The following is an 18684-nucleotide window of genomic DNA, read 5'->3' on the forward strand; positions in this document are numbered from 1 at the left end:
CCGGGACAAGGCCCGGACGAGGACAGAAGAGCAGGCAGGTGCGCCGAGGGGGGAGGAGGCGCACCTGCCTGCCGGTCAAACGCTAGCGGAGAGTCCGGCGATCCGCCGATCGAAACCCCTCAGCCGCAGGTCTTCCCGTTGACCGCGAAGGCCGCCGGCGACGGGTTGCTGCCGGTGAAGCTGCCGTTGAACCCGATCGAGACCGACTTGCCGGGCGCGACCGACGCGTTCCACGGCATCGCCGTCGCGGTGACGTCCGCACCCGACTGCGCCCAGGTCGCCGACCAGCCCTGGGTCACCTTCTGGTTGCCGGGGAAGCCGAACTTGAGCGTCCACGTCGGCCACGTCGCCGTCCCGGTGTTGGTCACCGTGAGGTACGCGGTGAAGCCGCCGGTCCACGAGTTCGCCGTGTAGACCACCGCGCAGCCGCCGCCCGAGGCGTCCGGCAGGGTCGTGAACTGCGTCGACGCCGAGTCCGGGCCGGTCAGGCCGGCGCCGTTGCGGGCCACCACGACCAGGGTGTAGGCCGTCGAGGGTGACAGCCCGGTCAAGGTCGCGGACGTCCCGGTGACGGTGGCGAGGACCTTGCGGGCCGAGCCGGTGACGCTGACGACGTCGTAGTTCTTGATCCCGCTCTCCGCGTCCGAGGACGCCGCCCAGCTCACCGTGGCGCCGGTGGCGGACACCGCGGACACGGCGGGCTTGCCTGCCGCGGCCGGCGCGGTCGTGTCGACGGCGGACGGCGACTTCTCGGCCGTCCAGTTCGCCAGCCAGGCCAGCGCCGAGTTCCAGTTGATCGCGACCTCGTTCACCGAGTACGCCTGGATGTCGTCGACGAAGCAGCGCTGGGGCGCGCAGCCGGCGAGCAGCCGGGCCGCCGTCGGGTCCTGCAGGCCGCTGTTGGGCCCACCGGACAGCGCCCCGGGCGGCGCGATCGGCAGCGAGGGGTCCAGCTCGTGCGCCCAGAACCGGTGGTGCACGTTCTGCACCGCCTGGTCACCGTGGCCGGAGACGTAGGAGTAGTTCGCCGGGTTGCGGCCCAGCAGGTAGTCCATCGCCTGGAACGCGCCGTCGCGGTACTTGTCCAGCTTGGTGAAGTCGTACGCCAGTGCGAGCACCACGCCGTTGTTGGCCACCAGGCCGTTGGAGCCCCACTCGTAGGTGCCGTCGGCGGTCCGGTATGGCGCCGGGTAGCCCATGCCCGCCATCTGCGCGAGGTGGCTGTCGGCGGTGGTGGTGACGGCCGACTTGATCGCCGCGACGTCCGCCCCGGGCAGGTCGGTGGGCACCAGGGCGAGCGTGATGTCGCCGAGCGCGCCCGTCGAGCCCCAGTCGAAGCCGTGGGTGTTGAAGCTGACGCCGCGGTAGAGCGACGAGCCGGTGACGTCGGTGCGGTAGGCGCTCTTCCCCGTGGTCGCGAACAGCTCCGCGGCCGCCCAGTAGAACTCGTCGGTCACCGTGTTGTCGCTGTAGGTGCCGCCGCCGGTCCCGTCGTTCGGGTCGGCGAGCACGGCCGGGTTGGCCTTCGCCGCGGCGTAGGCCTTCTCCGACGCCGCGAGCAGCTTCGCCGAGTAGGCCGGGTCGATCGTCCGCCACAGCCGGGACGCCTGGGCGGCGACGGCGGCCATGTTCAGCGTGGCCGCCGTGCTCGGCGGGGAGAGCCGGCGCGGCTGGCTGTCCTGGTCGGGCCGGGTGGGCAGGGCGGTCCAGGCCGCGTCGTGGATCTTGTGGTGCACCATGCCCGCGTTCGGCTTGCCGTCGGGCACCTGCATGGAGAGCAGGAAGTCGACCTCCCAGCGGGCTTCGTCGAGGATGTCGGGGACGCCGTTGGCCCGCTCCGGGATGGCCAGCTTGCCGTCGCCCAGCGCGCTCGCGTCGCCGAGCTTCAGCGCGCGCTCGTACTCGTCGAGCAGCTCCCAGGTCGCGATGCCGCCGTTGACGACGTACTTGCCGTGGTCACCGGCGTCGTACCAGCCGCCGCGGACGTCGAGGGTGTAGCCGCAGTTCAGGTCCGACCGGCAGGGGACGTTGTTGTCGCCCTGGTTCGGCGCGACGTTCACGTGGCCCGCGGGCCGCGCGTAGGTGGCCCCGACGTACTGGGCGTCGATCGCGATCCCGCTGCGCTGGTGGTAGAAGAACGCCAGGGCGTCGTAGCGCAGTTTCTTCAGCCCGTCGGCGGCGATGTCGAACGGGAAGCTCGTGTCCGAGCCGACGGCGAGGGTGTAGCCGGTGCCCGCGGTGTCGTAGGCCGAGAAGTCGATGTCGTGGACGTTCTCGCCGGAGGCGGCGTCGGCGCCGCGCGGGCGGGTCTGGCCGGTGGCCACCGCGGTGCCGGCCGCGTTGCGCAGCGTCCAGGTCACCGGGCTCGTCGAGCTGTTGATCACCGTGGCGTGCTTGGGCAGGCCGGGGGTGTAGCTCTCCTGGTTCACCCGGATGCCACTGGTCGGCGGCAGGCCGCCGGGCGGGATCACGCCGCCGACCAGCGAGATGTTGTCCAGGCAGACGGTGTTGTTCGCGGCCTGGCCGCCGAACCAGAAGGCCAGCTGGCCGTTGCCGGCGCCCGGGAAGTCCAATGTGGACGTGAAGGTGACGGTGAAGTGCTGCGTCGACGGCGTGACCGTCAGGTCGGTGCGGGAGATCTGCCGGTAGGGCGAGACCGCTTCGCCCGCGACGGCGGAGATCTGCTGGGTGGTCGTCGCGTGGGCGTCGAACTTCAGCGTGTACTGCTGCCCCGCCTCGAACGGGACGCCGTTCTGGCCGACCAGGGCGTCGTAGCCGTTGGCCGTGCCGCCGGTGACGTCGGTGCAGAACTCGCCGCCGGTGACGCGGCCGGTGGTCCCGGACCCGGCCCACCAGGGGTCGATCGTGCCACTGGCGAAGGTGCCGTTGAGGAGCCGCTCGTAGTCGGCGGCGGACGCGGGCACGGAACCCGCTGTCAGCCCGAGCGCCGTCACGGCCAGCAACACCAGTCCAGCCCGGAATCTTCTTACCCGCATTCGCCATCTCCTCGTCGTCGAGCTCGGCGGCAGTGGGAGCGCTCCCAGACAGGGGACTGTAATCACGCGGGTGCGGCTTTGGCAATGATCCGCGGAGGAGGCTGGACGCGGCAGGAACCTTCGTCTATACATACGTGGGCCACGGGTCGGCCACAGCGAAAACTTTCGGAAAGTTTCACCGCAGTCGGCGAAACCAAAAGTGTTAGCGCTAACTCTCGGTTCCCCGTCCGGAAAGGGGCAACGATGCCCGCTCGAACCCGTTCACGGGTCCTGCACCTGCTCGCCGCGACGGCCGCCGCGCTGTCGTTGTCCACGGCCGTGCCGCCGGCCGCCGTCGCCGCCCCCGGGAGCCCGGCGGTGACCCCGCCACTGGGCTGGAACAGCTGGAACAGCTTCGGCTGCAACGTCTCCGAGGCCACCATCCACCAGGCCGCCGACGCGCTGGTCTCCTCCGGCATGCGCGACGCGGGCTACCAGTACGTCGTCGTCGACGACTGCTGGTTCGACCCGCAGCGCGACTCCCAGGGCAACCTGCGCGGCAACGCGTCGAAGTTCCCCAGCGGCATGAAGGCCCTCGGCGACTACATCCACGCCCGCGGCCTGAAGTTCGGCATCTACCAGGTCCCCACCGACCGCACCTGCGCCCAGCGCGGCGGCACCTACCCCGGTTCGACCGGCAGCCAGGGCCACGAAGCCCAGGATGCCCGCACCTTCGCCTCCTGGGGCGTCGACTACCTCAAGTACGACTGGTGCTCCCCCGCCGGCACCCGCGACGAGCAGGTCAGCCGGTTCGGCCTGATGCGCGACGCGCTGCGCGGGACCGGGCGGTCGATCGTCTACAGCATCAACCCCAACAGCTACCACGCCATCACCGGCGACAAGTACGACTGGGGCCAGGTCGCCGACCTGTGGCGCACCACCGAAGACCTGCTCGACATCTGGCAGAACGGCAACACCAACAGCTACCCGATGGGCGTCGGCAACGTCCTCGACGTCACCGCGCCGCTGACCGCGCAGGCCGGGCCCGGGCACTGGAACGACCCGGACATGCTCGTCGTCGGACGGCCCGGGCTGTCGCTGACCGAGTCCCGCGCCCACTTCGCCCTCTGGGCCCTGATGGCCGCGCCGCTGATGGCGGGCAACGACATCCGCTCGATGTCCGCGGACATCAGCGCGGTCCTGCGCAACCCGCGCCTGCTGGCGGTCGACCAGGACAGCCGGGGTGCCGGCGGCCGCCGGGTCCGCGACGACGGCAACACCGAGGTCTTCGCCAAGCCGCTGTCGGACGGCTCCGTCGCCGTCGGGCTGCTCAACCGCGGCAGCGGCACGACGACGATCAGCACCACCGCGGCGCAGATCGGGCTCGCCGGGTCGTCGTTCACCCTGACCGACCTGTGGACCGGCGGCACGTCGGCCACCGGCGGCACGATCAGCGCGAACGTGGCGGCCCACGACATCGCGGTCTACCGCGTCTCGGGCGGCACCCCGCTCGCGTCCACGACGTCGCGGCTGCGCGGCACCGGCTCGAACCGCTGCCTCGACGTCGACAACGCCTCGACCGTCTCCGGCGCGGGCACGCTGCTGTGGGACTGCCAGACCGCCGCCAACCAGCTCTGGACCACCTGGGACAACGGGGAAGTCCGCGTCTACGGCGACAAGTGCCTCGAGGGCGGTTCGAGCGGTGCGCAGGTGCTGAGCCGCTCGTGCACCGGGCAGAACAACCAGAAGTGGACGTTCGGAGCGGACGACACGGTGCGGAACGTCCAATCAGGACTGTGCCTCGACGCCGAGGGCGCGGCGACGGCCAACGGGACCCGGACGATCCTGTGGTCCTGCAACGGCCAGGCGAACCAGAAGTGGAGCCGCGTCTGAGCCCAGCCAATCTATGAGACAGTTGACTCGCAGTGGCCGGCGTGCCAGCATGGCGTTCTGCGAGACAACTGTCTGGGGCGGATTGGTGGCACTGGGCGCGTCCTGGCTTTCGTTCGCCGTGATCCAGCTGCCGATCCAGCTGCACATCCGGGAAACGGCCGAGCGCCCGGCCATCGTGCGGTTGGTGCGCACCGACTGGATCCGGGTGCTGGCGATGGTGGCGCACTTCGCTTTCGCAGTTGTCGCGATCGCCGTCGCGGGCTAGTCCCGCCAGGTCCCCACGCTGTCGACGAGCCGGCCGATGAAGGCGCCGGAAACCGGGCGGCGTTGCGTCGTCGCCCGGTAGACGATCGGGCCGACCAGCAAGGCCGTCAGGTCCGCCTGCTCGATCTCCGTGACCAGTTCGCCGGCCGCGATCGCCGTGCGGATGGCCGCGTGCAGGCGTTCTTCGATCGTCCGGACCGACTCCTCCTGCCGGTGCGCGGCTTCCGGGTCCGCCAGCGCCGACTGCGCCAAGGTGAGCGCGACGGCGGCCACCGCGGGGATCGCCAGCTCGTCGGCCATCCGGCGCAGCTGGTCGCACAGCCACGGCCGCAGCGGTGGCTCCGGGTCCTTGAACAGCGGCAGGTCCGCGCCGCCCATCGCGTCGAGCAGCAGCTGATCCGCGCGTGGCCAGTGCCGGTACACCGTGGCCCGGCCGACCCCCGCTTCCTCGGCGACCCGCCGGTGCGTGACGGCGTCGAGCCCTTCGCCGGCCAGCAACCTCCTTGCCGCGGCGACCATCGCCGCCCGGCTGCGGGCCGCGCGCGGGTCGGTCGAATAGCTCACCGTCGCATCCTACGAGACCCGGCGCGCCCGGCCGGGTGCGTTGCCCGGTCACCTGACCGAGGGACACGACGGCCGTAACGTCCGGGCGATAACGGAGCGATAACGCGGGTACGGACCGCTCGACCACAGGAGAACTTTCGCGTGGAAACACCGTGCCGAGGCCCCATCGACGTCACCCGGGTCACCGGGTTCGACACCGGCACCGCCGACCCCGACGACCTTCGCCGCGCCGTGGCGGCGTCGCCCGGCTATGCCCGCGCCGCCGGGGAACAGCGGGCAGCGGTGCTCGACATCGTGCTGCGGGTGGGGACCACGCCCGTTCCGGAGCCGAGACGCCGCCGCGGGGTCGTCGCCCGGCTGCTCGGCCGCCGCTAGGCACGAAGACAGCCGCGACCGGATTCCGGTCGCGGCTGTCTTTTTGAACGGTTTTCGGTTGTGCGCCGGGTGGGACCGGCACACCGGCTCATCCCCGGTGGCCGGATCCCACCCGTGCCGGCGTCGGCGCCGGGTCGGTGCGTGCCCGGAACGGGGAACCGGAGTGTGCAGCTCGCTCCCTGTTCCGGGCACGCCGCACGACGACTGGCGCAGCGCCGGTTTCCGCGCCCCGGCCGGCTTCCGCACACACAACGGGCAGCCGCGGCGCGGGGACTCAGTGACCCTGGCTGGTGCCGCCGTCGGCGAGGCCGCCCGAGGCGCAGTTCTCCGGGTTCTCACCGCTGGCCTCGTGCTCGCCCGGCGACAGGATCGGCACGCCGATGCCGTTGAGGGAGTTCTGGATCGGCACCTGGACACCGAGCACGTTGATGTTGTTGTCGCACACGCCGACCACGGCGTTGACGTTGTGCAGCACGTCGGTGTTGTTCAGGTTGAGCAGGCCGAGCTGCCCGGTGTGGCCACCGTGGTGGTCGTGGTCGAAGGGCGTGTCGGCAGCCGCGACGCCGCCGGCCATGAATGCGCCGGCCGCCATCGCGGCCGTGACGAATCCCAGCTTCTTCAGCATTTGTTCTCCTCGTTTGACAGGTGCATCGGACAGGACGGCGGCGAGGGTGTGTTCTCCGTCCCGCGTGGGGAAAACGTACTGAAAGAATGGGAACTGTTCCACTTCGCGCCACCATCGGGTGTGCCCGGCAACCCGCTGACCGGGGCCGGATTGGCCCGATCGGGTCAGTGAGGTTTAGCACCGGAAATCCGATTCCGTGAAAGCGCGGCCGATTCGCACACTCGTTCAGGCAACAACCACCCGGAGAATCGCGACGGAAAGGCGGCGGACACCGTAGGGTCTGCAGGTACGGAAACCCGATCCCCTCGACCCCGGGAGCGGGTATCCGGCTGGTGAACCGGCGAGGCCTTGAACCCCAAGCCGAGCCCGCAGCCGGGCGACGCCCGTCCTCGCCGGTTCCCAGCGGTCAGCCGGCGTCGAGCAAGTGCTTGCAGAGCACCGCGCGGACCGCGCGCTCGGCGTCCGCATCGGACAGTCCCGGCCCGGCTTCGCCCCCGGCGGCGGCCACGACGACCGCGGCCACGTCGCGGAGCTTGACGTTGCTCAGCTGCGACACGGTGACCAGCACGCCGAACGCCTCGGCGGCGGTGCAGCCGCGCAGGAGCATCACCATCCCCTTGGCCTGCTCGATCACCGGCCGCGACGACAGCGCCTCGCGCAGCTGCGCGTTCTCGACCGCCGGGTCCACCTCACCGGCCACGGTCGCACTCCCTCGGCTCGTTTTCCGCCCAGCGAAAAGCCGCCGCGCGGACAGTGTCCACGCGACGGCTTCCCACCGGAGGTCGGTCAGCGGCCCTGGGCCGTCCCGCCGTCCGAAATGGCCCCGCTGGCGCAGTTCGACGGCGAGTCGCCGTCGGCTTCGCTCGCGCCAGGCGACAGGATCGGGACGTCGATGCCCTGCGCGACTTCCTGCACCGGGACCTGCACGCCGAGCACGTTGACCGGGATTTCGCAGACGCCGCCGTCCAGGTTCACGTTGTGCAGTGCGTCGATGCTCTGCACGTTGGCCAGGCCGTACTGCTCGCTCTGGTCGCCGGGGTGGCCGTCGACCGTCACGGTGGTCGCGGAGGCCGAGCCGCCGAAGGCGGCCAGACCGGCGGCCAGCGCGGTCGCGACGAATCCGAGCTGCTTGATCACGAGAAAGAACTCCTCAACTGCCCGCCCCGTCCGGGGCGGCGCACCACGGCGCAAACCGGTGCCGCGCCATTCTCGGAAATCGATTCTTCCCGCTGCCGCGGAAAGTGTCAGTCGCCCTGGCTGGTGCCGCCGTCGGCGAGCCCGCTGGAGGCGCAGTTGTACGGCGTCTCACCCTCGGCCTCGCTCGCGCCCGGCGACAGGATCGGCACGCCGATGCCGTTGAGCGACTCCTGGACCGGCACCTGAACGCCGAGCACGTTGATGTTGTTGTGGCACAGCCCGAGCGTGCCCTGCACGTTGTGCAGCGCGTCGGTGTTGTTCAGGTTCACCAGGCCGACCTGACCGGTGTGGTCGTAGCCGTGGTGGCCCAGCTCCTCGTCCGGCGTCCCGGCGGCCGCGATCCCGCCGGTCACGAACGCACCGGCCGCCATCGCGGCGGCGACGAAGCCGATTTTCTTCAGCATGAATTCTCCTCGACAAGACAATTGCTGGAGTGGCAATCAAGGCATTGTTCGGCCTTGGTGGGAAAAACGTACTGACGGCCCGCCGCGCGTTCCAGCCGATTCACCGATCGTGTGGGGTGCGCAAACCCCTGACCGGGGTTCGTATAGCTCGAACGGGTGGCTCACCCGGAGATCGCCGCCGTTCCCCGGTTGCCTATCGCCGGCGCACACCGAACTGTTACTACGCAACGTGTTCTGCCCCTCGGAACCCTGCGATGCGTCACGCTTTGGGGTTGCCCCCGGAGCGCAGATTCGTCTCGGAGCGTGACGAATTCCGGAACCCCATCCTTCGAAAGTGAAGCCACTTCCGCGTTCCTACGCTTTGCCGGGTCACCCGGTACGCGGTGCGGCACGTGGAGGAGTGGTTCGTGGTGGATTACGCGGTGCTCGTGGCTTCCGCGGTGCTCTACGCGGTCGGGATCGTCGCGCAGAGCGTCGCCGCGCGGCGGGCCGGAAACCGGCCGGGCGCGGGGCTGGGGCTGCTGGCCCGGCTCGCGGCCGACCGCCTGTACCTGCTGGGGTTCGCCGGTCAGGCCGGTGGTTTCGCGCTCGCCTTCTTCGCGCGCGCTTCCCTGCCGCTGTACCTGGTCCAGACCGCGTCGTCGTCGGCCATCGGGCTGGCCACGGCGTTCGGCGTGCTCGTGCTCGGGTGGCGGATCCGCACCGCGGAAGCGATGACGCTGGTGCTGCTGGCTTCCGGGCTGATCGTGCTCGCCGGTTCGTCGTCGGCCTCGGTCGCCACGGACCTGCCGCCTGCCGGGGTGCTCGCGCTGGTGGCCGTGGTGGTCGCGACCGGGCTGGCCATGATCCCGGCGGGCCGGGCGGCGACGTTCCTGCCGGCCGCGGTCCTGTCCGGGGTGGCGTTCGCCGTCGTGGCGGTGGCCAGCCGGACGCTCGCCCACCTCGAGCTCGCGGCCCTGCCCCTCCAGCCGCTGACCTGGCTGATGCTCGTGGCCGCCGTGCTCGGCCAGGCTTCGATGGCTTCGGCCCTGCAGCGCGGGCCGGCCGCCGCCGTGGTGGCCACCGCCGACGCGACCACGATCGTGCTGGCGTCGGTCACCGGCATCGCCGCCCTCGGCGACCACGTCGTCGCCGGGCACGGGCCGTGGGTGGCCACCGGGCTCGCCGTGGTCGTGTGCGGTGTCCTGCTGCTCGGCGTGCAGTCGCGCGCGGGCGCGCCCGCTCTCGCCGGGGAGGCCGCGTGACGCCGCGGCCGCTCGCGAGCGTCTCGGTCGACCTCGACAACCTGTGGGCCTACCTCAAAACCCACGGCGACCCGGGCTGGCGGGACCGGCCCAGCTTCCTGCCGTCCGCGGTGCCGCGGCTGCTGGAGATCCTCGGCGAGCAGGGGCTGACGACGACGGTCTTCGTCGTGGGTGCCGATGTCGTGCGCGAAGACGGCGCCAAGGCGGTCGCCGAGATCGCCGCCGCCGGTCACGAGGTGGCCAACCACTCCTTCGGCCACGAACCCTGGCTGCACCGCTATTCCCGCGACCGGCTCGAGGACGAGCTGAGCCGGACCGAGGCCGCGATCGCCGCCGCGGGCGCGCCCCGGCCGACCGGCTTCCGCGGCCCGGGTTACAGCGTCACGCGGGATCTGATCGAGCTGCTCGCCGAGCGCGGTTACGCCTACGACGCCAGCACGCTGCCGACGTGGATCGGCCCGCTGGCCCGTGCGTACCACAACCGCACGGCGAAGAGCGTCGACGAAGGGGCGGGCGAGCTGTTCGGCGGCGTCTCGCGGGTGCTGGCGCCGGTGCACGCCTACCGCTGGCAGACGTGCACCGGCAGCGCGCTGGTGGAACTCCCGGTGACGACGATGCCGTTGCTGCGCACGCCGATCCACGGCTCGTACCTGCTCCAGCTGCTGGCGGTCTCGCCGCGGCTGGCCCGCGGGTACTTCCGGGCGGCACTGCGGCTCTGCCGCGCCCGCGGGGTGGCGCCGTCGCTGCTGCTGCACCCCACCGACGTCCTCGGCGCCGCCGACGCGCCCGGGATGGAGTTCTTCCCCGGGATGGCCGCGCCGGGCGCGCGGAAGGTGGCCTGGCTCGGCTGGGTGCTTTCCGCGCTGCGGGAGCACTTCGACGTCGTCGGCACCGGCGAGTTCGTCGGCCGGACGAGCGTGCGGCGCACCCGGCCGGTGACCAGGTTGGACATCGGGAGATGACGACGATCGCGGTCGTCAGGCCCTCAGCACGCGAAGCCCGTGAGACAACGGCGCTGCGGGTCCTCGCGTGCGCGACCGTCGCTCTGGCGCCGGTCGAGGGCTACCTGACGGCCGTGCAGAGCCAGCTCGGCAAGGCCGCGCCCGCGCTGCTCACCGTGGTCTGGCTCGCCGTGCGGATCCGACGGCGGCAGCCGCCGCGCCCGGCGCCGTTGCCCGCCGTCCTCGCGCTCCTCGCCGTGGTGCTGGCGGTGACGGCGTCCGTGCACGCGGCCGGCGAGTTCACCGCCGAATACACCGTGCGGTGGCTGCCTTTCCTCGTGGTCACCGCGGCGCTCGCGGACGTCGCGAGCCGTGAGGTGCCGATCCGGTGGCTGCTGCTGGCCGCGGCGGCGGGCGCGACCGTCGCCGGGGCCGGTGCCCTCTTCAGCCTGGTCGCCGAGGGCGAAGCCCGCGCGAGCGGACCGCAACCGGACCCGAACGACCTCGCCTACTTCCTCGTCGCCGCGGTCCCGCTGCTCGCCGCGGTGCACCGCCGCGGCCGCGGGTTCCCGCTGACCGTCGCGGGCATCGTCCTGGTGGCCGGGGCGACCGCGACGTTTTCCCGCGGCGGCGGGCTCGGGCTGGCCGCCGCGGTCGGCTGGCTGCTGCTGCGCCGGGTGGTGCCGTGGCGGGTGCTGGCCGCGGTGGCCGTGGCGGTGGCCGGCCTGGCTCTGGGTGCCCTGCTGTTCGCCGGGCCGCAGCTGGACCGGGCGCTGCAGGAGAAGAGCTTCATCGCGGCGACCAATGTGGACACCCGCGAGCTGCGCTGGCAGGCGGCGGCCCGGATGCTGACCGGCCACCCGGTGCTCGGCGTCGGCCCCGGCGGGTTCCGCGAGCACTACGCCGCCGAGTCGCACAACGCCGAGGTCGACGAGCAGACACCGGTGGCGCACAACATGTACCTCGAGGTCGCCGCCGAGCTCGGCCTGCCCGGGTTCGCGCTGTTCGCCGGGGTGGTCGGCGTCGCCGCGGTGGCGAGCGAGCGGACGGTCCGGCTGGCCGGGCCGGGACCGCGGCGGACGGAAGCGGTCGCGATCCAGGCGTCGCTGCTGGCCGTGCTGGTCACCTCGACGTTCCTGTCGGAGCAGTACTACCTGCCGTTGTGGTCGCTGGCCGCGCTCGCCGCCGCGGCCGAAGCCCGGGTTCGAGAAGGAGAGGGAAGCGCCGATGCGGGTGCTGCACGTGATCAGTGAAATGGGGGCGGGCGGGGCGGAAACGCTCGTGGCCGGCCTGGTGACCCGCGGCGAGGAGTACGGCTGGGTGTCCGCCGTCGCCAGCGGCGGCGGCTTCCGCGCCGACGAACTGGCCGCGGGCGGCACGCCGACGTTCCCCGTGCCGCTCGCCCGCCGCAGCAAGGCGGGGGTGCTGAAGGCGGCGTGGGCGACCCGCCGGGCGGTGTCGCGGTTCCGGCCCGATGTCGTGCTGGCCCACAACGTCGGCGCGAGCCTGGTGACGCGCTTGGCCGGACGGCGGCCGATCACCGTCTTCCACGGCGTCGCCGACGACGAATACCCGGCCGCGGCCCGGATCCTGCGCCGGACGTCCGGCCGGGTCGTCGCGGTTTCGACAGCCGCCGCGGACCGGCTGGCGGCGTCGGGGCTGACGCGGCCGGTGGTGCTCCGCAACGCGGTGTTCCCGCGGCCGCCGGTGTTCGGCCGCGCGGAGATCCGCGCGTCACTCGGGGTGCCGGAGACGACGCCGGTCGCGCTGTGCCTGGCCCGGCTCGAACCGCAGAAGCGCCACGACGTGCTGCTGGACGCGTGGGCGGCGGTCGGCGGCGACGCCGTGCTGTGGCTGGCCGGCGACGGCAGCCTGCGGCCGGAGCTGGAGCGCCGGGCGCAGGCACTGGGCCGCCGGGTGGAGTTCCTCGGGACCCGCACGGACGTGCCGGACCTGCTCGCCGCGGCCGACGTCACCGTGCTGACCAGTGACTGGGAGGGCCTGCCGCTGGCGGTCCTGGAGTCGATGGCGGCCGGGCGGCCGGTGGTCGCGACGGACGTCGGCGGGATCGGCGGGGTGCTGTCCGGTGGCGGCGGGATCGTGGTGCCGCCCGGGGACCCGGCCGCGACGACCGCGGCCCTCGACCGCCTGCTGTTCGACCCGGCGGCGCGGGAAACCGCGGCGGCCGAAGGAATCCGGGCCGTCGAACGCGACTACGACCCGCACACGCTGATGAAGTCCTACGACGAGCTGCTCCGAGGTGCCCGATGAAGTCCCGCGATGTCGGTCTGAGCGTCGTCGTGGCGCTGCTGGTGGGGTTGCTGGTGCTGCTGGCCGGCTTGACGCGCGGCCCGGAGTACCAGGGCCGGGTCAGCCTGCTCGCCGGGCCCGCCGGGCCGGAGGGTGCTCCGTACGGCGAAGTCGTTTCGCTGGCGTTGCCCGCGTTGGTCGAGCTGGCCCGCAGCCCGTCGGTGCTGCAGGCGGCGGCGCCGGTGTCCGGGTACCGCCCGGACGAGCTGGCCGGGCACGTGTCCGTCGAGCTGGTCCCGGCCTCCGGCCTCGCCCGGCTGTCGGTGCGCGCGCCCTCGGCGGAGCAGGCGGGTGCGGCGGCGATGGCGCTGGGCAAGGCGATGATCGATGCCGACCTGCTCGCCCCGGCCGCGAAGCTGCGGACGCTGGACTCGCGGCCGGAGGTGATCACGATCGCGCCGGACGTGCCGCTGGTGGGCGGCCTGGCCCTGGTCGGCGCGGTCGCGGCCGGCCTGGCGACGGCGGCCCTGCGCCGGTTGACCCCGTTCGGTGCCGGCCCCGGCCCGGTCCGCCGCGCACTGGCGGCGGCGGGGGTCCGACGCCCGGTGGCGGTGCTGCGGGAGGAGGACCCGGCGACCCCGGACCGGCTGGCGGTCTTGTGCCGCGCGGCCGGACGCCCGGTCCGGGTGCTCCCGGCGGCACCGGAGCTGACCGAGACGGCGGCCAAGCTGGCGGCCGGCCTCCCGGAGGAGCACGGCGAAGGCGCTTCGGTGGTGGCGGTGACGCAGGGCGGCCGGGACCAGGACGGCCTGACGGCGACGGTGGGCGTGCTGCCCGCCGACGCGGTGCTGGTGGCGGTGGTGCTGGCATGAGCCCCAGACCGCCCACGGCCCACCACCCGGCCACCCCTCCCCGCATCGGCGTCGAAGGTCCGACCACGAGCCGGCGCGTGGCGGTCGATCCGGCGGGGGTCCCGGCATGACCACGCGACAACCCACCGCCGCCCCGCAGTCCGGCGACGCACGGCTGTCCCCGAAGCAGCGGCTCGTCCTCCTCCTCGCGACCCTCGCCGGCGCCGCGAGTGCCTGGCACGCCGTCAAACCGTCGTGGCAGGTACCGCTGCCCAGCCCCGCCGTCCTCGGGGAAGAGCGGCTGCAGGACTTCCGCGACGCCCTCTACTTCCCCGTCCGCGAATTCCTCGACGGCGGCAACCCCTACGACCCCGCCGCGATGTTCGCGCACTGGCCCGTGCGCCAGGACTTCAACCTCTACCAGCCCTACCACCTGCTGCTGCACGCCCCGTTCGCGCTGCCCGGCTACCGCGTCGGCGCCGTCGGGTTCACCCTCTTCTCGCTGCTGCTGCTCGTCGCGCTCGCCGCGTTGGCCGCGCACGCCGTCCGGCGGTACGTCCCGGTTCCCTTCGCCGTCACCACCGCCGTCGTCGCCGCGCTGCTGGTGACCAGCCAGGTCGGGAAGGCGCAGCTCTACGTCGGCCAGGTCAACCCGCTGATCGCCGTCGGCGCGGCCGGTGCGCTGCTCGCCCGGCGCGACCGGCCCGGGCTGGCCGCCGTCGCGCTCGCGCTCGCCTGGCTGAAGCCGCAGTACGGCTTCCCGCTGACCGCCCTCCTGTTCGTCCGCGGCTCGCGGCGGGTCGCGCTGCTCGGTACCGCCATCGCCGCGGCCGCCAGCCTGCCCGTCGTCGTGCTCCTCGTCGTGCGCGGTGGTGGCGTCGGGCCGTTCCTCGACGTCATCGTCGCGAACCTGACCCACGCCCGCGGCACCAGCTACGGCGCGGTGGATTCCGTGACCGCGCAACGCATCGACATCGCCGCGGTGTTCTTCCGCGTCACCGGCCGGACGCCCTCCGAGCTGGTGGTGCTGGCCGGTGCGCTCGTCGTGAGCGCGTTGCTCGTCCGGCGGGCGAAGGAGCCCATCGCCGATCTGCTGACCGTGCTCGCCGTCGTGGTCTGCGTCGTGCACCAGCCCGGTGACGTGCTGATCGCCGTGCCCGCGATGGCCGTCGTGGCCGTGCTGTGGTGGCGGCACCGGGGCGAGCCGGGGTGGACCGCGGCCGGGCCGGCCGTCCTCGCCCTCGCCGTCCCCTTCGCCCATTTGTACACAGTGGACTCCGCGGTGGTCTCGCTCTTCGGGTCGCGCACGGCGGTCACCGTGGACGGTGCCGCGGTGGTCGTCGCGTGGGTCCTCGCCGTGGTCGCCGCGCGGCGGGTGCGGGTCACGTGACCGCGCTCGGGACCCGCGCGGTCCGCGGCTCGCTGTGGCTGGGCGTGGTCAACCTGGTCAGCAAGAGCAGCCAGATGCTGGTCACGCTGGTGCTGGCCGCCCTGCTCACCGAGGGCCGGCTCGGCGCCGTGGCGCTCGCGGTGGCGCTGGTGAACCTCGGCCAGGTCGTGCAGTCGATCGGCGTCTACGACGTCATCGGCCGCACCGAACTCGACCCGCGCCGCACCGCGGGCACCGTGCTCACGCTGAGCGTCGGCGCCGGGATCGTGCTGGCCGTCGCGCTGGTGGCCACGGCCGGACCGCTCACGGCGCTGCTCGGCACGCCGGACGCCGCCGGGCTGGTCCGGCTGGCCGCGCTCGGCCTGCCGTTCTCGGCCGCGGGCGGCGTGCAGATGGGCCTGATGCACCGCGAGCTCGACTTCCGGCGGCGGCTCCTGCCCGACGGCGGCAGCGCGGTGCTGGGTGCGGCGCTGACCGTCGCACTCGCCGTGGGCGGCGCCGGAGCGCTCTCGCTGGTACTCGGCCTGCTGGCCACGGCGGTGGCGCAGCCGCTGCTGGGCGCCCTCGCGCGCGGCGGGGTCCGGCCGTGCTGGGACACCGCGGCGGCGCGCGAAGTCCTGCGCTGGGTGGCCGTGGTGGGCCCGGCCGCCGTCGTCGGCGCGCTGCTGGTCAACCTGGACTACTTCGCGGTCGGGCACGTGCTCGGGCCGGACGCGGTCGGCGTCTACTCGGTGGCGTACCGGCTGGCCTGGGTGCCCTACATCATGGTGGCGGTCGTGCTCGGCGCGGTCGCCTTCCCGGTGTTCACCCGGCTGCGGCGCGAAGGGGCACCGCTCGGCGGGGCGGTCACCCGCTTCACCCGCGCGGTCCTCGTGGTGACCGGCGGGCTGTACCTGGCGCTCGCGGTCCTCTCCGGCCACGTCGTCCTGCTGGGCGCGCGGTGGGCGGGCGCGGCCGGTCCGCTGGTGCTGCTGTCCGGCTACGGCGCGGGCATCTGCCTGCTGCAGATCTGGTACCAGGCGGTGAAGGCGACCGGGCACGTCCGCCGGTACCTGGCGCTCGAGACGACGCACCTGGTGCTGCTCGCGGCCGGGCTGGTGGTGCTGACCCACGCCGGGATCGGCGCGGTCGCCTCGGTGCAGTGCGCGGCGGCGTGGCTGGTCGTCCCCCTGGCCTGGCGGGTGCTGGCCGGGCTCGGCGTGGCGCCGTCGCCCGCCGAACTGGGCGGGATGGCCGTCCGCGTCGCGCTGGCCTGCCTGGCGGGCGCGGTGCCCGCGGTCGTGGCCGGGCCGTGGTTCGGGAACTCGCTGCCGGGAGTGGTGGCCGAGGCGGCGGTCCTCGTCGCCGGGTACGCCGGGGCGACGGTGCTGCTGCAGCGGACCGCGCTCGCCGAACTGCGGCGGGGAGGTCTCCGGTGAGGCTCGTGCACGTCTCCCAGCCCGTCACCGCGGGCGTCGCCGTGGTGGTGCTCGAACTCGCCGTGGCCCAACGGGACCGCGGCTGGTCGGTCACCATCGTCTGCCCGCCGTCCGGCTGGCTCGCCGAGCAGGCACGGGGACTCGGGATCGACGTCCGGGGCTGGCACGCCGGCCGCTCGCCGGGCCCCGGCTCGGCCGTCGAAGCCCTGCGGCTGCGGCGGCTCCTGGCCGAGCTCGACCCGGACGTCGTCCACCTCCACAGCTCGAAGGCCGGGCTGGCCGGACGGCTGGCCGTGCGCGGCGGGCGCCCGACGGTCTTCCAGCCACACCTGTGGTCGTTCGAAACGGCTCGCGGTCCGCTGCGCCGCGCGTCCGCCGCGTGGGAGCGGTTCGCGTCGCGGTGGACCGACCTCGTCGTCTGCGTGAGCGACGACGAACTGGCCGCCGGGCGGGCCGCGGGGGTGCGCGCCGACGCGGAAGTCGTCTGCAACGGCGTCGACACCACCCGGTTCGTCCCCGGCGACCGGGCCGCGGCCCGCCGCCGGCTCGGGCTGCCTCCGGATGCCCCCATCGCCGTCTGCCTCGGCCGGCTCGCCGAGCTCAAGGGCCAGGACCAGCTGCTGTCGGCCTGGCCGGCGGTGCTGCGGCGGCTGCCGGACGCGCGGCTCGTCTTCGCCGGTGACGGGCCGATGGGCCCGCTCTGGCGCGAACGGCACGCGGTGGCGGGACACGCGTCCGTGCGCTGGGCGGGCCACACCGACGACCCGGCGGCCTGGTACACCGCCGCGGACGTCGTCGTCCTCCCCTCGCGCGCCGAGGGCATGGCGCTGGTGCCGCTGGAGGCGATGGCGTGCGCGCGGCCGGTCGTCGCGTTCGACGTCGGCGGGATGCGGCAAAGCGTGGCGGACGCGGGCGCGGTGCTGCCACCCGGCGACGTCGACCGGCTCGCCGACGCCGTCGCCACGCGCCTCGCCGACCCCGGGCTGGCCCGGCGCGAAGGCGAACGCGGCCGCCGCCGCGTGGAACTGTCCTTCGACCGGGGGCGGATGACCGACCAGGTCACCGCACTGGTCGACAAACTCACCCCGTCGGAGCGCCTCTCGTGACCCGCATCGCCTATCTGCTCACCCAGGACCGCGGCGGCCCGGTGGACGTCACCGTCCGGCTGGCCGCGACGCTGGCCGCCGACGGCCACGACGTCCGCGTCTTCGGGCCGGTGCCCGCGCGGGGCGCTTCGCTGCTCGACGGCCTGCACGAGGAAATCGCGGTGGCCGACAAGGAAGACCTCGCGGCGGCGGGCCGGGCGCGGGCGGCGCTGCGGGCGTGGCGCCCCGACGTCGTGCACGCGCAGGACCGGCGGTCGGGGCTGGTGATCGCGGGGCTGCGGTTCGGCCCGCGGCCCGCGCTGGTCCAGACCTACCACGGCGTGCCCGACGACGTCGCGGAGCCGTGGTTCCGGGGTTCGCGCGGCGCCACCGGGCCCTCGGCGTACACCCGGACGGTGCTGGCCGCGGACGCCGTCGTCGCCCGCGTCCTGGACCGGACGGTCGTGCCGGCCGAAGCGATGGGGGCGTTCCTGCGCCGCCGCCTGCGGGTGCCGTCCGGGCGGCTGGCGCACATCGACAACTGCGTGTCGCCCGCCTCGCCGACGCCGCCGCGCGGGCCGGTGCGGCACCTGGTCTTCGCCGGGCTCCTGGTGGAGCGCAAGGGGATCCTCGACCTGCTGGCGGCGCTGTCCCTGCCGGGGGTGCTGCCACCCGACGCCCGGCTGACGGTGGCCGGCGACGGCCCGGAGCGAGCGGCGGCCGAGCGGGTCGCACAGCAGCCGCCGCTGGCGGGCCGCGTGACGTTCCTCGGCTTCCGGCCGGACGTCCCGGCCCTGCTGGCTGCCGCGGACGCGCTGGTTCTGCCGTCCACAATGGAGCAACAGCCGCTGGTGGTGGCCGAGGCGATGGCGGCGGGCAAGCCGGTACTGGCCACGGCCACCGGCGGCGTCCCGGCCATGCTCGACGTCCCGGACGCCCCGACGTTCCTGTCCCCACCGGGCGACGTCCCCGCCCTCGCCGACCGGCTACGCGCCCTGTTCGCGGAGCGGGACCCCGGCCGGCTGGGCCGCCTCCTGGCCGAACGCGCCCACGAGCGCTACCGCCCGGAGGCCTGCGCCCGCCGTCACCTGGACCTCTACCACCAGCTGATGAAGGTGTGTCGTCCCGCCAATCACGCGTAATGCCCTTTCAATCACGTGTGATGCCCTTCGGATCACGCGTGACTCCTGCTCCAGCACAGGAGGTGC

The 18684-nt window shown here is 73.6% G+C and carries 18 protein-coding genes; 12 read left to right on the forward strand and 6 right to left on the reverse strand.

Annotated features, from left to right (window positions below):
* Positions 1 to 119: 119 nt before the first annotated feature.
* Positions 120 to 2996 (reverse strand): glycoside hydrolase family 9 protein, encoded by a 2877-nt coding sequence (locus tag ABZX11_RS25005; protein WP_354916937.1) that lies wholly within the window; start codon positions 2994 to 2996, stop codon positions 120 to 122.
* A gap of 243 nt (positions 2997 to 3239) precedes the next feature.
* Between ABZX11_RS25005 and ABZX11_RS25010 the strand changes: the two genes are divergently transcribed.
* Positions 3240 to 4868 (forward strand): ricin-type beta-trefoil lectin domain protein, encoded by a 1629-nt coding sequence (locus ABZX11_RS25010; protein ID WP_354916940.1) that lies wholly within the window; start codon positions 3240 to 3242, stop codon positions 4866 to 4868.
* 49 nt (positions 4869 to 4917) lie between these two features.
* Positions 4918 to 5133, forward strand: a complete 216-nt coding sequence (locus tag ABZX11_RS25015; protein WP_354916943.1) for a hypothetical protein — start codon at positions 4918 to 4920, stop codon at positions 5131 to 5133.
* Here the strand turns inward: ABZX11_RS25015 and ABZX11_RS25020 are convergent.
* Positions 5130 to 5696 (reverse strand): TetR/AcrR family transcriptional regulator, encoded by a 567-nt coding sequence (locus ABZX11_RS25020; protein WP_354916946.1) that lies wholly within the window; start codon positions 5694 to 5696, stop codon positions 5130 to 5132. The two genes, ABZX11_RS25015 and ABZX11_RS25020, sit on opposite strands and share 4 nt — an antisense overlap.
* Before the next feature lie 141 nt (positions 5697 to 5837).
* On the opposite strand from ABZX11_RS25020, the gene ABZX11_RS25025 reads away from it, so the two are divergent.
* Complete coding sequence (locus tag ABZX11_RS25025; protein WP_176175518.1) at positions 5838 to 6071, forward strand: hypothetical protein; 234 nt, start codon at positions 5838 to 5840, stop codon at positions 6069 to 6071.
* Positions 6072 to 6345: 274 nt separating this feature from the next.
* On the opposite strand, the gene ABZX11_RS25030 is transcribed toward ABZX11_RS25025, so the two are convergent.
* From ABZX11_RS25030 to ABZX11_RS25045, 4 genes are all read right to left on the reverse strand, one after another.
* A complete protein-coding gene (locus ABZX11_RS25030; protein ID WP_176175517.1) occupies positions 6346 to 6696 on the reverse strand; it encodes a hypothetical protein in 351 nt (116 codons plus the stop codon).
* A gap of 406 nt (positions 6697 to 7102) precedes the next feature.
* On the reverse strand, positions 7103 to 7396 hold the full coding sequence (locus ABZX11_RS25035) for an ANTAR domain-containing protein (RefSeq protein ID WP_354916950.1): 294 nt from the start codon (positions 7394 to 7396) through the stop codon (positions 7103 to 7105).
* A gap of 86 nt (positions 7397 to 7482) precedes the next feature.
* Positions 7483 to 7833 carry a hypothetical protein gene (locus ABZX11_RS25040; protein ID WP_354916953.1) on the reverse strand — a complete coding sequence of 117 codons (351 nt, stop codon included), beginning with the start codon at positions 7831 to 7833 and terminating at the stop codon, positions 7483 to 7485.
* Between the two features lie 107 nt (positions 7834 to 7940).
* Positions 7941 to 8297 (reverse strand): hypothetical protein, encoded by a 357-nt coding sequence (locus tag ABZX11_RS25045; protein WP_176175515.1) that lies wholly within the window; start codon positions 8295 to 8297, stop codon positions 7941 to 7943.
* Between the two features lie 392 nt (positions 8298 to 8689).
* Here ABZX11_RS25045 and ABZX11_RS25050 point away from each other — a divergent pair, with 392 nt between their 5' ends.
* The 9 genes from ABZX11_RS25050 to ABZX11_RS25090 all read left to right on the forward strand — a co-directional run bounded on the left by ABZX11_RS25050 (position 8690) and on the right by ABZX11_RS25090 (position 18618).
* Positions 8690 to 9541, forward strand: a complete 852-nt coding sequence (locus ABZX11_RS25050; protein WP_354916956.1) for a hypothetical protein — start codon at positions 8690 to 8692, stop codon at positions 9539 to 9541.
* Positions 9538 to 10503: a polysaccharide deacetylase family protein gene (locus ABZX11_RS25055; protein ID WP_354916958.1), complete on the forward strand. Its 966-nt coding sequence runs from the start codon at positions 9538 to 9540 to the stop codon at positions 10501 to 10503. Before ABZX11_RS25050 ends, ABZX11_RS25055 begins: the two co-directional genes overlap by 4 nt.
* Positions 10500 to 11735 carry an O-antigen ligase family protein gene (locus ABZX11_RS25060; protein ID WP_354916961.1) on the forward strand — a complete coding sequence of 412 codons (1236 nt, stop codon included), beginning with the start codon at positions 10500 to 10502 and terminating at the stop codon, positions 11733 to 11735. Before ABZX11_RS25055 ends, ABZX11_RS25060 begins: the two co-directional genes overlap by 4 nt.
* On the forward strand, positions 11710 to 12753 hold the full coding sequence (locus tag ABZX11_RS25065; RefSeq protein ID WP_254897204.1) for a glycosyltransferase: 1044 nt from the start codon (positions 11710 to 11712) through the stop codon (positions 12751 to 12753). Before ABZX11_RS25060 ends, ABZX11_RS25065 begins: the two co-directional genes overlap by 26 nt.
* The gene (locus ABZX11_RS25070) at positions 12750 to 13604 is read left to right on the forward strand and encodes a hypothetical protein (RefSeq protein ID WP_354916964.1); all 855 of its coding nucleotides are present in this window, start codon (positions 12750 to 12752) and stop codon (positions 13602 to 13604) included. The genes ABZX11_RS25065 and ABZX11_RS25070 overlap by 4 nt, the downstream gene beginning before the upstream one ends.
* Positions 13605 to 13710: 106 nt before the next feature.
* On the forward strand, positions 13711 to 14973 hold the full coding sequence (locus tag ABZX11_RS25075) for a glycosyltransferase 87 family protein (protein WP_354916967.1): 1263 nt from the start codon (positions 13711 to 13713) through the stop codon (positions 14971 to 14973).
* Positions 14970 to 16391 carry an oligosaccharide flippase family protein gene (locus ABZX11_RS25080; RefSeq protein ID WP_354916970.1) on the forward strand — a complete coding sequence of 474 codons (1422 nt, stop codon included), beginning with the start codon at positions 14970 to 14972 and terminating at the stop codon, positions 16389 to 16391. Before ABZX11_RS25075 ends, ABZX11_RS25080 begins: the two co-directional genes overlap by 4 nt.
* Positions 16388 to 17497, forward strand: a complete 1110-nt coding sequence (locus tag ABZX11_RS25085) for a glycosyltransferase (protein ID WP_354916972.1) — start codon at positions 16388 to 16390, stop codon at positions 17495 to 17497. The genes ABZX11_RS25080 and ABZX11_RS25085 overlap by 4 nt, the downstream gene beginning before the upstream one ends.
* Complete coding sequence (locus ABZX11_RS25090) at positions 17494 to 18618, forward strand: glycosyltransferase family 4 protein (RefSeq protein WP_354916975.1); 1125 nt, start codon at positions 17494 to 17496, stop codon at positions 18616 to 18618. The genes ABZX11_RS25085 and ABZX11_RS25090 overlap by 4 nt, the downstream gene beginning before the upstream one ends.
* The last annotated feature ends 66 nt before the right edge of the window (positions 18619 to 18684 follow it).

It is taken from the genome of Amycolatopsis sp. NPDC004169, assembly GCF_040610315.1.
Lineage (GTDB): Bacteria > Actinomycetota > Actinomycetes > Mycobacteriales > Pseudonocardiaceae > Amycolatopsis.

Coding starts and splice junctions, on each gene's coding strand:
- ABZX11_RS25005 (WP_354916937.1), bottom strand. CDS start 2,996: ATGCGGGTAAGAAGATTCCGGGCTGGACTGGTGTTGCTGGCCGTGACG.
- ABZX11_RS25010 (WP_354916940.1), top strand. CDS start 3,240: ATGCCCGCTCGAACCCGTTCACGGGTCCTGCACCTGCTCGCCGCGACG.
- ABZX11_RS25015 (WP_354916943.1), top strand. CDS start 4,918: ATGGCGTTCTGCGAGACAACTGTCTGGGGCGGATTGGTGGCACTGGGC.
- ABZX11_RS25030 (WP_176175517.1), bottom strand. CDS start 6,696: ATGCTGAAGAAGCTGGGATTCGTCACGGCCGCGATGGCGGCCGGCGCA.
- ABZX11_RS25045 (WP_176175515.1), bottom strand. CDS start 8,297: ATGCTGAAGAAAATCGGCTTCGTCGCCGCCGCGATGGCGGCCGGTGCG.
- ABZX11_RS25060 (WP_354916961.1), top strand. CDS start 10,500: ATGACGACGATCGCGGTCGTCAGGCCCTCAGCACGCGAAGCCCGTGAG.
- ABZX11_RS25065 (WP_254897204.1), top strand. CDS start 11,710: ATGCGGGTGCTGCACGTGATCAGTGAAATGGGGGCGGGCGGGGCGGAA.
- ABZX11_RS25070 (WP_354916964.1), top strand. CDS start 12,750: ATGAAGTCCCGCGATGTCGGTCTGAGCGTCGTCGTGGCGCTGCTGGTG.
- ABZX11_RS25075 (WP_354916967.1), top strand. CDS start 13,711: ATGACCACGCGACAACCCACCGCCGCCCCGCAGTCCGGCGACGCACGG.